This window comes from Rothia mucilaginosa, assembly GCF_001061665.1.
In the GTDB taxonomy this organism is placed as follows: Bacteria; Actinomycetota; Actinomycetes; order Actinomycetales; family Micrococcaceae; genus Rothia; species Rothia mucilaginosa_A.
In genome coordinates, this window is sequence record NZ_JVSP01000006.1 from 135785 (window position 1) to 149416 (window position 13632).

At 65.6% G+C, this 13632-nt stretch carries 8 protein-coding genes; 4 read left to right on the forward strand and 4 right to left on the reverse strand.

Annotated elements, in window-relative coordinates; all coding sequences use genetic code 11:
- Positions 1-121: 121 nt before the first annotated feature.
- Positions 122-1417 carry a glutathionylspermidine synthase family protein gene (locus tag ADJ95_RS04220; protein ID WP_049332896.1) on the reverse strand — a complete coding sequence of 432 codons (1296 nt, stop codon included), beginning with the start codon at positions 1415-1417 and terminating at the stop codon, positions 122-124.
- A gap of 54 nt (positions 1418-1471) precedes the next feature.
- Positions 1472-2440, reverse strand: a complete 969-nt coding sequence (locus ADJ95_RS04225) for a hypothetical protein (RefSeq protein WP_141761805.1) — start codon at positions 2438-2440, stop codon at positions 1472-1474.
- A 269-nt stretch (positions 2441-2709) separates the two neighbouring features.
- On the opposite strand from ADJ95_RS04225, the gene ADJ95_RS09380 reads away from it, so the two are divergent.
- From ADJ95_RS09380 to ADJ95_RS04240, 4 genes are all read left to right on the forward strand, one after another.
- A complete protein-coding gene (locus tag ADJ95_RS09380) occupies positions 2710-2865 on the forward strand; it encodes a hypothetical protein (protein WP_160310626.1) in 156 nt (51 codons plus the stop codon).
- A gap of 343 nt (positions 2866-3208) precedes the next feature.
- Positions 3209-3931 carry a Maf family protein gene (locus ADJ95_RS04230; RefSeq protein ID WP_049332898.1) on the forward strand — a complete coding sequence of 241 codons (723 nt, stop codon included), beginning with the start codon at positions 3209-3211 and terminating at the stop codon, positions 3929-3931.
- 182 nt (positions 3932-4113) lie between these two features.
- Positions 4114-5934: an acetyl/propionyl/methylcrotonyl-CoA carboxylase subunit alpha gene (locus tag ADJ95_RS04235; RefSeq protein WP_049332900.1), complete on the forward strand. Its 1821-nt coding sequence runs from the start codon at positions 4114-4116 to the stop codon at positions 5932-5934.
- A 395-nt stretch (positions 5935-6329) separates the two neighbouring features.
- On the forward strand, positions 6330-7730 hold the full coding sequence (locus ADJ95_RS04240; protein ID WP_049332902.1) for an MFS transporter: 1401 nt from the start codon (positions 6330-6332) through the stop codon (positions 7728-7730).
- A 99-nt stretch (positions 7731-7829) separates the two neighbouring features.
- On the opposite strand, the gene ADJ95_RS04245 is transcribed toward ADJ95_RS04240, so the two are convergent.
- Positions 7830-9251, reverse strand: coding sequence for an NAD(P)H-quinone dehydrogenase (locus ADJ95_RS04245; protein WP_049332904.1), 1422 nt, complete (start codon positions 9249-9251; stop codon positions 7830-7832).
- Positions 9252-9432: 181 nt separating this feature from the next.
- Positions 9433-13197 carry a transcription-repair coupling factor gene (gene mfd, locus ADJ95_RS04250; RefSeq protein WP_049332906.1) on the reverse strand — a complete coding sequence of 1255 codons (3765 nt, stop codon included), beginning with the start codon at positions 13195-13197 and terminating at the stop codon, positions 9433-9435.
- Positions 13198-13632: the final 435 nt, after the last annotated feature.

The window sequence follows — 13632 nt, forward strand, 5'->3', positions numbered from 1 at the left end:
GTCACGGCCCCGCCGCAACGGCTGGCTTAACGCCGAAGGCCCCCGCCTCAGCTAGTGAGGTGGGGGCCTTCGGCGTTAGCGGGCTCGGTGGTTCAGCCTCAGCCGAACCCGGCGTGCGTGCCTAGTAGCCGAAGTTTGCCGTGCCGGGATCCTGCGAGGCGGAACCCAGCGAACCGGGGGCGTTCAGGTCAACCAGGTGCGGCGCGAAGCGGCACCAGTAGTCGGTCAGCGCGCCGTTGGACTCACGGATGCCCACGCCCACGCAGCGTCCGCCGACGACCCACACACCCAGAACGGGGTGGCTCACCGGCTGGATGATGCCCTCGTAGCGAGGTGCCGGGATGTACTCCTGGTAGACGAACTCGCTCTCGGGGGCGGTGGAGAAGAAGTCGTCCTCCTCCGGCTTGACGAAGACGTTGTAGTCGGGGGCGTAAATCTCCACGCCGTCGCCCTCGCGCCCGAAGATGGGCTTGCGAACCCAGTTGCGCAGGTCGCCGCGATGCCCGGCGTAGGTGGGTACCAGGTTCGGGTGGCCCGGGTACTTATCCCAGAGAGCGGCCAGCAGCAGCTTATTGGACAGGAACATCTTCCAGGCAGGCTCAATCCAGCGCTGCACCGCGCCGTGGTAGGCGAAGAGCAGCTGGTCGTAGCCCGAGTCGCTGTCGGTGGCCAGATCCTCCCAGGGGTAGAGCTTGAAGAGGTTGCTGATGGGCCGCCCCTCAGCGTCCTTCCAGCTCTTGGTCGGCTCGTCAAAGATGATCTCGTCAATGGGCACGAGGATGGTTTCGATGCCGGCCTGCTGGGCGGCGTAGGCGATGAGCCACAGGTTGTTGTAGTCTTCCCGGTTCTCGTCGATGTCCTCGGGCACGTGGGCCAGGTGCAGGACGGGGCGCTGGCCGCTCGTGAGCTCGGGCGCAAAAATCTGTCGCCAGCGGTCCACGAAGGCCTCGCCGATTTCGCCCCAGTGCGCGTAGCCCTGCATGTCGAGGCGCTGATCCTTGGCCCAGGTCTTCTGGCAGACGGCCGCCTCCACAATACCGGTGGGGGTGTCGGCGTTGTACTCCAGCAGCTTGAGGGGTTCGCCGGGCACGCCGGAGTAGATGAAGTCGAAGCGTCCGTAGAAGTCGGGGTCGCGGCGGTTCCAGGACTCGACGGCCAGGTTGAACGCGCCGTGCGGCAGGCCCAGGGTACCAAAGGCCCCGGAGGCCAGGTAGTCCACGGCGCTCAGGCACATGCGGTGCATTTCTTCGGCCTGGGCACGGACGGAATTCATCTCCTCCGGGCTGAAGATGTAGGCTGCGTACTCGTTCCAGTAGTGGTCGGGGTCGTCGGGGCCGTCCACGCTGTAGGTGAGGCCTTCTTCGACGATGACCTTCTCCCACTCGGGGCGGCCCAGGGGGAATTCTTCACGGCGCATAGTGGTTTCCTTGCCGGTAGCGGGGGTGATGTACGGGTGCGGATGCGGGAGGGCTTAGCCGCCGGAGCGGCCGCCGCCGGACTTGGAGCCGCCACCGAAGCCGCCCTTGCTGCCGCTGGACTTGCTACCCGACTTGTTCGAGCTGGACGAACCCGACTTGCTACCCGACTTGTTGCTGGAGCTGGTGCCCGACTTAGAGGAGTTGGAGGAGCCGGAGGAGCCAGAATTGCTACCGCTACTGCCGTTGCGGCGGGAGTTCGAGACGGTGCCGGTCGTGTTATCGCGCACCGAGGAGGTCTTGCCGGTGTTCTTGGTCGAGGTTTCCTTACCCGACGAAATCGTCGAGGACTTCTTGGCGCTGCGGTAGGAGTCCTCGAATCCGCCGCCGCTCGAGGGCACGCCGCTGTACACCGTGCCGTTCGAGGGACGGGTCGTGGAGCCGCCCGAGAGCTTCTCGCCCACGCGCGGAATGTAGTTGCTCGACGCTCCGTTCGAGTTGGCGGCGCTCTGACGGCCCAGGTAGTACCACAGGAAGGCGTTGGAGCCGCTGTGGTGGGTCGTGGTGGAGGAGTTCGAGGTGCCCGAAGAACCGGAAGAACCGGAAGAACCCGAGGAACCCGAAGAGCTCGAGGAGTTCGAGGAATCCGAGCTGGCCGACTCCGAGGGGCTGGCGGTCGTTTCTTGCGCACCTGCCTTCTCACATTCGGAGTCGTCCACGCGCTGACCGGTCGTGGCGTCCTGGCAGACGCGGGCGTACTCATCGCCGGTGGCGAGGAAGGCGTTCTCTTCCTGATGCATGCTGTTGTAGGCAAAGATGCCGCCACCGATGAGCAGCACGCCGGCGCCGGCCACCGCGATCATCTTGGTCACGCCGGGGCGGGTGGCGCCCAGATTCACGGCGTTCTGCGAGGTGGAGCGGGCGGCGCGGCTCGCGAAATTGGCAATGGAGTTGAGGGGGCCTCGCGAGGTCTTGGGCTGATCAACCCGGTGGGTTCCGCCCGGGCGTTGGGGTGCAGAACTCATGCATCTCTCCTTGAAGGTGTCGTGCGGGGGCGTTCTCGCCGGATGCGCGGCCGGCCGGTGAGTACCTGCCGAGGACGGCCTCGGAGGGGGCCCACCGGGCCGTTGCACGGGCCGGAAGAGCGAAAACGGCGCTGGTCCGGGGCCTATCCCGGACGCACATCCAGCATAGCAAGGGAGTCTGGGAGTCACCTTAGTTCGGGGAGCCGTCTCACGAGGTTTCACGCGTTGTGCCGGTCTCGTTATGCCCGCGTTCCATTCGAGTTTGCCTGTTGTTTGCTTTTCAGCGTTCCGAAGGCTTCGCACCTCGTTTCGCGCGGCCTGCTCTCTCGCCGCCGCGTGCCCCGGGTGGCTTCGTGCCGGAGGCGCTGTACGAGGAGCAGGTGGCCGACGAGCCGAAGCGCCTGCAGGTGGCCGAGACTCGCTAGGCCCGTTAGGTCGGCCAAGTCGGGTGTTCCCGCAGCTCCGCGCGGACGGTTTTGAGGCCGCCGGCACGCTAAGCGACCGTCACCATGTTTACGACGTCATGTTTACGGCGTATCTCGCTCCCCGCGGTTGTGGGGATTGGGATACGCCGTTTGCGTACCCGCCGGGGGTGCCGCACGAATCGCAGGCCTAGACAGCAAGCCCATAATTGCAAACCTAGCCCGCGGCCTGTACTCGGCCTATCGCGGTCCGTTCGCGCGCTACCTGTACGCCCATCGCGAGCGCGGCGAGCTTCAAGGTGCACGTGAGGGTAAACTTCCCGCTCCCGGCCTTAAAATAGAGAGCATGACTGCAGTAGACCCCTCCCCCGTCTCTTCCGCCGAGGCCGCGCCGGCACGATTGGTGCTCGCCTCCGCATCCCCCGCGCGCCGTAAGCTCCTGGAGGATTCCCGCATCGCCTTTACGGTGCGCGTCTCCTCGGTTGACGAGGACGCCGCGCTCGCCGCCGCCAACGAGCGGGCACGAGCCGAAGGACGCGAGGGGCTCAGCCCGGCCGAGATCGCTTCCCTCCTGGCGAGTCTCAAGGCCCGCGCGGTTGCCGCTCAGCTGGCCGCCGAGGGCGTGCGCGATGCCCTTGTGCTGGGCTGCGATTCCGTCTTCGAGTTCGAGGGTCGGGCCTACGGCAAGCCGCACACCGCAGAGAACGCCCGCGAACGCATCACCGCCATGAGCGGGCACCACGGCACGCTCCACACGGGTCACGCGCTCGTGGATCTGCGGGAGTTCGACCCCGAGAAGCATGCGGAGGCGCCCGCCGTTGCCGAGCTGCGTAGCGCCGTCGTGCACTTCGATGAGCTGAGCCCCGCCGAGGTCGAAGCGTACATCGCCACGGGCGAGCCGCTGTGGGTGGCGGGCTCCTTCACCCTGGACGGCTACGGTTCGGCGTTTATCCGCGGTATCGAGGGCGAGTTCCACACGGTGGTTGGCCTGTCCATCCACGCCCTGCGCGAGCTGCTGCGCCGCCGCGGCGTGGCCGTCACGGACCTGTGGCTACCGCCCGAGGACTAACCCAGCGGACCAGTCCCGAAGACAAAACACCCGCGCGGACGCGCACGCCGGACCGCGCCCCGCACCTCCAACACACGTATTTGAACACTAATCGATATCATGGAACAGTACAATGCGCGATACATTCGCCATTCTTGCCGTTTCTCGATATGCTTTCGGCAGGAGATAAAGGAGAGCTTTAAGTGACTCAGAACCAGGCAGAAGCCGCCAAAAAATTTACCGCGGTCCCCGGCCGACACACCGGCCCGGTCAGCAAGATTCTCATCGCCAACCGCGGCGAAATCGCCGTCCGCGTGATTCGCGCGGCCCGCGACGAGGGCCTGCAGACCGTCGCCGTCTACGCTGATCCCGACCGCGACTCCCTGCACGTGAAGCTGGCCGATGAGGCGTACGCCCTGGGCGGTTCCACCGCGGCGCAGTCCTACCTGGTGATGGATAAGCTCATCGAGGTGGCCGTCCGTTCCGGTGCTGACGCCGTGCACCCCGGCTACGGCTTCCTCTCCGAAAACGCGCAGTTCGCGCAGAAGTGCATCGACGCCGGCCTGACCTGGATCGGTCCCTCCCCCCAGTCCATTACCCAGCTGGGCGATAAGGTGGCCGCCCGCCACATCGCTCAGAAGGTGGGCGCTCCCCTGGTTCCGGGTACCAAGGATCCGGTCAAGTCCGCCGACGAGGTTGTTGCCTTCGCCGACGAGCACGGCCTGCCGATTGCCGTGAAGGCCGCCTTCGGTGGCGGTGGCCGCGGCATCAAGGTGGCCCGCGACCGCGAGAGCATCGTCGAGATGTACGAGTCCGCCGTACGCGAGGCAACCGCGGCGTTCGGTCGCGGCGAGTGCTTCATCGAGCGCTTCCTGGATTCCCCGCGTCACGTTGAGACCCAGTGCCTGGCCGATGCGCACGGCAACGTCGTGGTGGTCTCCACCCGCGACTGCTCCCTGCAGCGCCGCAACCAGAAGCTCGTCGAGGAGGCACCCGCCCCCTACCTGAGCGAAGAGCAGACCAAGCGCCTCTACGAGGCCTCCCGCGCGATCCTGCGCGAGGCCGGCTACCAGGGCGCAGGTACCTGCGAGTTCCTGGTCGGCACTGACGGCACCATCTCCTTTCTCGAGGTCAACACCCGCCTGCAGGTGGAGCACCCCGTCTCCGAGGAAATTTCGGGTCTCGACCTGGTGCGCGAGCAGTTCCGCATCGCCCGCGGCGAGAAGATTGAGGAGAAGGACCCCGTGCTGCGCGGCCACTCCTTCGAGTTCCGCATCAACGGCGAGGACCCGGGCCGTTCCTTCATGCCGGCCCCCGGCACCATCGAGAAGCTGAACGTCCCCACCGGCCCCGGCGTGCGATGGGATTCCGGTTTCGTGGCCGGCGACGTCATCGGTGGCAACTTCGACTCCATGCTGGCCAAGCTGATTGTGACCGGCGCGGATCGCGAGCAGGCCCTGCAGCGTGCCCGCCGTGCCCTGTCCGAGCTGAGCATCGAGGGTATGCCCACCGTCGTCCCGTTCCACCGCGTAGTTCTGGAGGACCCGGCGTTCGTGCCGGCCGAGGGTGAAGACTTCAAGGTGCACACCCGCTGGATTGAGACCGAGTTCAACAACACGATTCCCATGTACGATGGCGCCCCCGGTAGCGTGGATTCCGATGAGGATGAGCGCACCACCGTGGTGGTTGAGGTCAACGGCAAGCGCATGGAGGTGTCCCTGCCCGAGATGGGTGGCGCCGCCAAGCCCGCCGCCAAGCCGGCTTCGAAGAGCCGCAAATCCCGCTCCTCCCGCACATCGGCGAAGGCCGGCGGCGACGAGCTGACCAGCCCCATGCAGGGCACCATCGTGAAGGTGGCCGTCTCTGACGGCGATACCGTGGCCGAGGGTGACCTCGTCCTGGTCCTGGAGGCCATGAAGATGGAGCAGCCCATTACCGCGCACAAGGCCGGTAAGGTTTCGGGTCTGTCGGCTAAGCCGGGCGACACCGTCACCGCCGGTGCGGTCCTGGCGACCATCAAGTAGCGACCATCAAGTAGCGACCATCAAGTAGCGTTTGCGAAGCATCCCCGTAGCGAGTTCCTCTCGCGGCGGGGATGCTTGCGTATTGGCTCATCACGCGCGCGGCGCGGCGGCCCCCGTTCCCCCGCTGAGGATTATCCGGGGATGCGCCGCCCCTAAAAATTACCGTTCGGAGGGCCGCCGTCCAGATAGTGACGGGGCCTGCGCCAACTTTTCTGAACGGTTTATAATAATGCATTTTAGGGGAACCTTTCGTTCCGAACCCGCACACCCGGTTCAATTCCTCCGGCCTCACGCCGCGGCACTATCCCCGCCGCCTAGCACGCCGAGAGCAGCGTCACCGACGCCACCGGTTCCCTTTTGTACGCACAGTCAGTCCATCCTCGGGAGCATCTCTCATGAGCACCACCGTATCCGGCACCAGGGTCTCCGCCGCGCCGGTCGAGAACACGACGCCTCGCAGCCGCGTGATTCTCGCATCGCTCATTGGTACCACCATTGAGTTCTACGATTTCTATATCTACGCCACCGCCGCCGTGGCCGTCTTCCCCGTGCTGTTCTTCCCCGCGAAGGACGCCACGACCGAGCTGCTGGCCTCCTTCGCAACCTTCGGTGTCGCCTTCGTCGCGCGTCCCCTCGGTTCCATTATTTTTGGCCACTTCGGCGACAAGATTGGTCGTAAGGCAACCCTCGTCGGTGCACTGCTCACCATGGGTATAGCGACCTTCATCATCGGCCTGCTGCCCACCTACCACCAGATTGGCCTCTGGGCACCGACCATGCTGACCATCATGCGCTTCTGCCAGGGCCTGGGCCTGGGCGGCGAATGGTCCGGCGCGGCTCTGCTCGCCAGCGAGTACGCGAAGGAGGGTAAGCGCGCCCGCGCCGCCATGTGGCCTCAGCTGGGTGCACCCATCGGCTTCGTTCTCGCCAACGGCTTCATGCTGATTCTGACCAGCTTCATCGCTTTTAACTCCACCACCGACGCGAAGAACCTCGAGCACCCCTTCCTCGTCTGGGGTTGGCGTATCCCGTTCCTGCTCTCCATCGTGATGGTCGCCGTCGGCCTCTACGTGCGTTTCCGCCTGGAGGAGACCCCCGTCTTCGCCAAGGCTGCCGCCAACAATGAGAAGGTTAAGACCCCGCTCGTCGAGGCGTTCAAGGTTGCCTGGTGGCCCATGATTCAGGGTACCTTCATCATGGTTGCTTGCTACGTGCTGTTCTACCTGATGACCGCGTGGGTTCTCTCCTACGGTATCGCCAAGGCAGAGAAGGGTGGCCTGGCCATTCCGTACCACGAGTTCCTCATCATTCAGCTGGTCTCGATTATCGGCTTCGCCATCTTCATCCCGATCTCGGGTTGGCTGGCTGATAAGTACGGCCGCCGCACCCAGCAGCTGTGGACCACCATCGCCATGGCAGTCTTCGGCCTGTGCTTCGGCCCGCTCATCTCCCCCGCCGTCGTCGGTACCGGTGCGAACGTGGACACCGTCGCCGTGACTGTCTTCATCTTCATCGGCATGTGCCTGATGGGTCTGTCCTTCGGTTCCATGTCCGCATACCTGCCGGAGCTGTACCCCACCAACGTGCGCTACACCGCCAGCGGTATCGCCTACAACGTGGCTTCCATCCTCGGTGCGGCTCTGACCCCGTTCGTGGCGGTTTGGCTGAACTCCTCCTTCGGCGTGGCCGCCGTGGGTGGCTACCTGGCCTTCGCCTCGATTCTGAGCGTCGTCTTCATCCTGCTCACTCACGAAACCCGTGACGTGGACATGAACGCCGTCGGCTCCAAGAAGTAAAGTTCTACAAGGTAGCCGAAAGCAACAAGCGGTGGGGGCCGCCTTCCATATCTCATGGAAGGCGGCCCCCACCGCTTTTGTGTCTGTTCCCGGATGCGGTTAGAACTTACCGCGGGTATGCAGCTTGCGCGCCGCCTCGGCAATCGAGCCGGACAGCGAGGGGTACACCGTGAAGGTCTCGGCCAAATCGTCCACCGTGAGCTTCTTCTCCACGGCCAGGGCGATCGGGTAAATCAGCTCGGAGGCGCGCTGGCCCACGACCACGCCGCCGATGACGGTACCCGAGTGGCGGCGGGCGAAAACCTTCACGAAGCCGTCACGCATTGCCATCATCTTGGCGCGGGGGTTGGTGCTCAGCTGCAGGGTCACGGCCTCGCCGCGGTAGGAGCCCTCGTGCAGGTCGTTCTCGCTGATGCCGACGGTCGCAATTTCGGGCGAGGTGAAGATGTTCGCCGCGACCTTGTCGGTGCGCAGGGGGCGCACGGCGTCACCCAGGATATGCGCCATCGCGATGCGGCCCTGCATGGCGGCCACGGAGGCCAGCGGGTACACGCCCGTACAGTCGCCGGCCGCGTAGATATTGTTCACGCTCGTGCGGGACACGCCGTCCACCGTAATGTGGCCGCTCGGGGCGTGCTCCACGCCCGCCGCGTCCAGGCCCAAATCTTCGGTGTTGGGAATCGAACCGATAGCCACGAGGCAGTGCGTACCCGAGACCTTGCGGCCGTCCGAGAGGGTCACGATGACACCCGAGCCGTCCTCGGTGCGCTCCACTGCGGAGGCGCGGGAGCGGGGCATGACGCGCACGCCGCGACGCTCGAAGACGTCTTCCAGCACGCGGGCGGCGTCCTCGTCCTCGCCGGGAAGCACGCGGTCGCGGGAGGATACCAGGGTCACCTTCGATCCCAGACCGTTATAGGCCGAGGCGAACTCGGCGCCGGTCACGCCCGAACCGATCACGATGAGCTCCTCGGGCACCTCGCTGAGGTTGTACAGCTGGGTCCAGGTGAGGATGCGCTCGCCGTCGGGCATGCCCGTGGGCATCTCGCGCGGATGCGTGCCCACCGAAAGCAGCACGAAGTCGGCGTGTAGCGGGTAGACGAGGCCGGCCTCGTCGGTCACCTGCACCGTGTGGCGGTCCAGGAGCTTGCCGGTGCCGTGAATAATCTTCACGCCAGCCGAGGCCAGGGCGCGCTTGATGTCTGCAGACTGCTGCTGGGCCAGGTCGCGCACTCGGCGGTTCACGCGGTCCATGTCTACCCGAAGCTGCGGGGCCTTGCCCTTGGTATTCTCAATGCCCAGGCTTCCGGCTTCGGAAAAGCGGGTCATCATATCCGCCGTGGCGATAAGCGTCTTGGAGGGCACGACGTCCGTTAGCACGGCCGAGCCGCCGATGGCCTTGCGCTCGATAAGCGTCACGTCTGCCTGCGAGGATGCGGCCGCCATCGCGGCCTCGTAGCCGCCGGGTCCGCCGCCAATAATTACAATGCGCTGGGATGCGTAGTTCACCGTTGAAGTCATGCCTTAATTGTGAGCTATGCCGCCTGTGCAGGGCAAACGCACTCGCCGTGCAGATGTGCCATATTATGACACTCCGCACGGCAAGCTTCATCCACGGCGTGCTTCCCCCGAGGGCGCGGGTGGTGCGGGCCGGGTGCTCCCCCGGCCCGCTATTCCCCTACCTCGCTATTGCTCAGCCCTGTTACTCTTCGAGGGCCTGCGGCTTCTCCGCGTAAATCGAGTTGATGAACTTCTCGGCCCACTCCAGCATGGGGCGGTCCACCAGCTCCTTGCCGCCAACCGGCATGGTCTTCGGGCGGGGAACCAGGGTCAGCCAGGTGTCCATGCCCTTCGGCTGGGCGTGCGTGGAGCCGGGGTATACGCGCTTCAGGCGCATCTGGCGTGACTCCGGCAGGGGCTGGGCGCTCACCACGCGCACCTTCGGCCCCAGCACCACCATCTCGTGAATACCGGCGGCGCGGGCGTGCATCCTGAGCGTGGCCACGGCCAGCAGGTTCTCCACGGCCTCGGGCAGCTCACCGTAACGGTCGGCCAGCTCCTCACGAGCCTCCGCAATCTTCTCTTCGGTGTCGGCCGCCGCGATCTGGCGGTAGGCCTGCAGACGCAGGCGCTCCGAGTCAATGTAGGTGTGCGGGATATGCGCGTTGACGGGCAGGTCGATCTTCGTCTCGACCTCGCGCTCCTCCTTCTCGCCGCGGTAGTTCGCCACGGCCTCACCCACCAGGCGCAGGTACAGGTCAAAGCCCACGCCCGCGATGTGACCGGACTGCTCGCCGCCGAGCAGGTTGCCGGCACCGCGAATCTCCAGGTCCTTCATGGCCAGCTGCAGGCCCGCGCCGAGCTCGTTGTGGGTCGCCACGGCCTTCAGACGCTCGTGGGCAATCTCGCCGAGGGTCTTGTCCACCGGGTACAGGAAGTACGCGTAGGCGCGCTCGCGTCCACGACCCACGCGTCCGCGCAGCTGGTGCAGCTGGCTCAGACCGTAGTTCTGGGCGTTGTCCACGATGAGCGTGTTCGCGTTCGAGATGTCCAGGCCGGTCTCCACGATGGTCGTGCACACCAGCACATCGAAGCGGCGCTCCCAGAAGTCCACGATAATCTGCTCCAGGCGCGACTCGCTCATGCGGCCGTGTGCGGTGGCGATGCGCGCCTCCGGCACGAGCTTACCGATTTCGGCGGCCACGTTGTCGATATCGGCCACGCGGTTGTGCACGAAGAACACCTGGCCCTCGCGCATGAGCTCGCGGCGAATCGCGGCGGTAATCTGGCTGTCGGTGCGCGGGCCGACGAAGGTGAGCACGGGGTGCCGTTCCTCGGGGGCGGTGGCCAGCGTCGAGGTTTCGCGAATACCGGTCAGCGACATTTCGAGGGTGCGCGGGATCGGGGTTGCGCTCATGGCCAGCACGTCCACATTGGTGCGCATCTGCTTGAGCTTTTCCTTGTGCTCCACGCCGAAGCGCTGCTCCTCGTCAATGATGACCAGGCCCAAATCCTTGAACACGATACTCTCCGAGAGAATGCGGTGGGTACCGATCACCACGTCCACCGCGCCGGAGGCGATTTCCTCGGTAATCTGGCGGGTTTCTTTCGCCTTCTGGAAGCGGGAGAGCACACGAATCTTCACGGGGAAGCCCGAGAAACGCTCGGTGAAGGTTTCGTAGTGCTGCTGGGCGAGCAGGGTCGTGGGCACGAGCACGGCAACCTGCTTGCCGTCCTGCACGGCCTTGAATGCGGCACGCACGGCGACCTCGGTTTTGCCGAACCCCACGTCGCCCGAGATGAGGCGGTCCATGGGGATTTCTTTCTCCATGTCCTCCTTCACCTCGTGGATGGCGGTGAGCTGGTCGGGGGTCTCGTTGTAGGGGAAGGACTCTTCGAGTTCGCGCTGCCAGGGGGTGTCGGGCGCGAAGGCGTGGCCTCGCGAGGCCTGGCGCGCCGAGTAGAGTTTCACCAGGTCGGCGGCGATTTCCTTGACGGCCTTGCGAGCGCGGGACTTGGTCTTGACCCAGTCGCTGCCGCCCATCTTCGACAGGGAGGGGTTCTCCCCGCCCACGTAGTTGGAGATGAGGTCCAGTTGGTCCGAGGGCACGAAGAGTCGGTCGGGTGCACCGCCGCGCTTGGAGGGGGCGTACTCGATGACCAGGTATTCCTTCATAGGCTGCACCCCGTTGACGGGTGCGGCGCCGGCCACCGGGCGGGAGGTCATCTCGACGAAGCGGCCGATGCCGTGCCGCTCGTGCACCACGTAGTCGCCGGGGTTCAGCGCGAGCGGGTCGACGGCGTTGCGGCGGCGGCGCGTCTTAAACTTCTGACCCGATGCGGAGCGCGGCGCGTAGGTGCCGCGGCGGCCGAGCAGTTCGGCCTCGGTGAAGACGGCGAGCTTGGCGTCCTCGAACAGGAAGCCCGCGGATGCGGGTGCCTCGCACACCTCGACGATGCCGTGCTCGAGGTCCCCGGCGGGGTCCTCCTCGAGGCTTACTCGGCGTGCGGCGGGCACGGAGGCGGCCCCCTCCTCCCCGGAGTGGAGCAGAGCGATGAGCCGGTCGGTCGAGCCGCGGCCGTTGGTGAGGGCGAGGACGGTCCACTGCTGCTGGATGAGGTCGCCGAGGCTTTCGAGCATCCGGTGCACGGAGCCGTTGAATGCGGTGGCGGGCCGGGCGGTTAGGGTGTAGGTGTCGATGCCCTCCTCGATGGCGTCGGCCAGGGCCCCGTTCTGCAGGTTTTCGACGGATTCGATGGCCTCGGCGGCGTCTTCGAGCAGGCTGTCGTCGGTGGTGAGCTCGGTGATGTCCCACCAGCTCAGGTGTGCGGCGAGGGCCTCGGCGCGGGTGCTGTCGATGGTGCGGAATCCGCTGTCGCTCAGGCGCAGCTGGCCCAGGTCGATGGGCGAGACCGCGTCAGCCTCGGCGGCGGTGTCCCAGGCGGCGGCGAGGAATTCCTCGTTGGTGGCGACGAGGTCTTCGGCGCGGGCGCGCACTCGCTCGGGTTCGACGCTGACCACCAGGGATCCGGCGGGTAGTAGCGCGGTGAGGGTGGTCATGGAGTCGACGAGCAGGGGCGTGAGCGATTCCATGCCCTCAACGTAGATGCCGCCGGCAATCTTTTCGAGCATGGATGCGGCGGCCGGGTAGTCGGCCTTCAGGCGCGCGGCGCGGCTCATAACCTCGGGGGTGATGAGTAGCTCGCGGCAGGGCAGCAGGGTAAGTTCGGTGAGCTCTCCTCCCCCGCTGAGGGTGCGCTGGTCGGCCACGGAGAAGTGGCGCATCTCGTCGAGCTCGTCACCGAAGAATTCGAGGCGCACGGGGGTGGTGGCGGTGGGCGGGAAGACGTCGATGATGCCGCCGCGCACCGCGTACTCGCCGCGCTTGGCGACCAGATCCACGCGGGAGTAGGCGGCGTCGTTCAGGCCGCGCACCACGTCCTTGAAGGGGTATTCCTCGCCGCGGACCAGGTGCACGGGTTCGAGCTTTTCGATGCCGGAGACGATGGGCTGGATGACGGCGCGCACGGGGGCGACCACGATGCGGGGGCGGCTCGCGGCGGGCCCGGTGATGGCTCGTAGCACCTGCAGGCGGCGGCCGATGGTGTCGGATCGGGGCGAGAGGCGCTCGTGCGGCAGGGTTTCCCAGGCCGGCATCATGGCAATGTCTTCTGCGGGCAGGTAGGAGCGCAGGGCGTGGGCCAGGTCTTCGGCCTGGCGGTCGGTGGGGGCAATGACGAGGCTGAGCGCCTCCGGGGTGCCTTCGCGCACCGCGGTGGAGAGGTCGGCCAGCAGGGCCGCGTGGGTTCCGGCGACGGCCCCGATGAGGGTGCGGGCGCTACGCTCGGCGGCGGGTACGGCGGCCGCGGCGCGGATGGCAGCCCAGCGTTCCTGCCGGTTGAGCAGCTTCAGGAGGGGGTACAGCGGTGCGGCGGGGCTCTTCTGTGTCGCGCGGGTGGGGCTCAAGGCTTCTCCTGAATCATGGTGTGTACGGTGCGAGCTGAGTGAGTGGGACGAGTCGAACGGGAGGTATTCCCGCTCTTCCCGCCGCTCGTGTGAACAGCTTTTTTATTCTAAAGCGGCTCCACCCTGCGCGGGTATTTCGCTTTCTTCGTTTCGCAGGGCGGCGAATATTTCTTAAATATTCTGCGTGCCAGTTTCTTATATTTCGAGGGTGCCCGGTCTGCGTGATTTTTGAAGTCTTTCTCTCTCCTCAACATTTAGGGCACAAATCACATTTTTCCGGTATGCGCGCAGAGCCTCCGGGCCCCGAATTCTCAGCTTCATCCTGTACGCTAGTCAATACACCGACGAGAGCACTCTCACGCATTCTTCCGAAACGAAGTGTTTTAAAGAATTACCACCTTTTATATGCATTTCGTGATGCGCTGTGCTTCTTTG

Bases quoted from the DNA above. Each gene is read 5' to 3' on its own strand.
- ADJ95_RS04220 (WP_049332896.1), bottom strand. From the start codon at position 1,417: ATGCGCCGTGAAGAATTCCCCCTGGGCCGCCCCGAGTGGGAGAAGGTC.
- ADJ95_RS04225 (WP_141761805.1), bottom strand. From the start codon at position 2,440: ATGAGTTCTGCACCCCAACGCCCGGGCGGAACCCACCGGGTTGATCAG.
- ADJ95_RS04230 (WP_049332898.1), top strand. From the start codon at position 3,209: ATGACTGCAGTAGACCCCTCCCCCGTCTCTTCCGCCGAGGCCGCGCCG.
- ADJ95_RS04240 (WP_049332902.1), top strand. From the start codon at position 6,330: ATGAGCACCACCGTATCCGGCACCAGGGTCTCCGCCGCGCCGGTCGAG.
- ADJ95_RS04245 (WP_049332904.1), bottom strand. From the start codon at position 9,251: ATGACTTCAACGGTGAACTACGCATCCCAGCGCATTGTAATTATTGGC.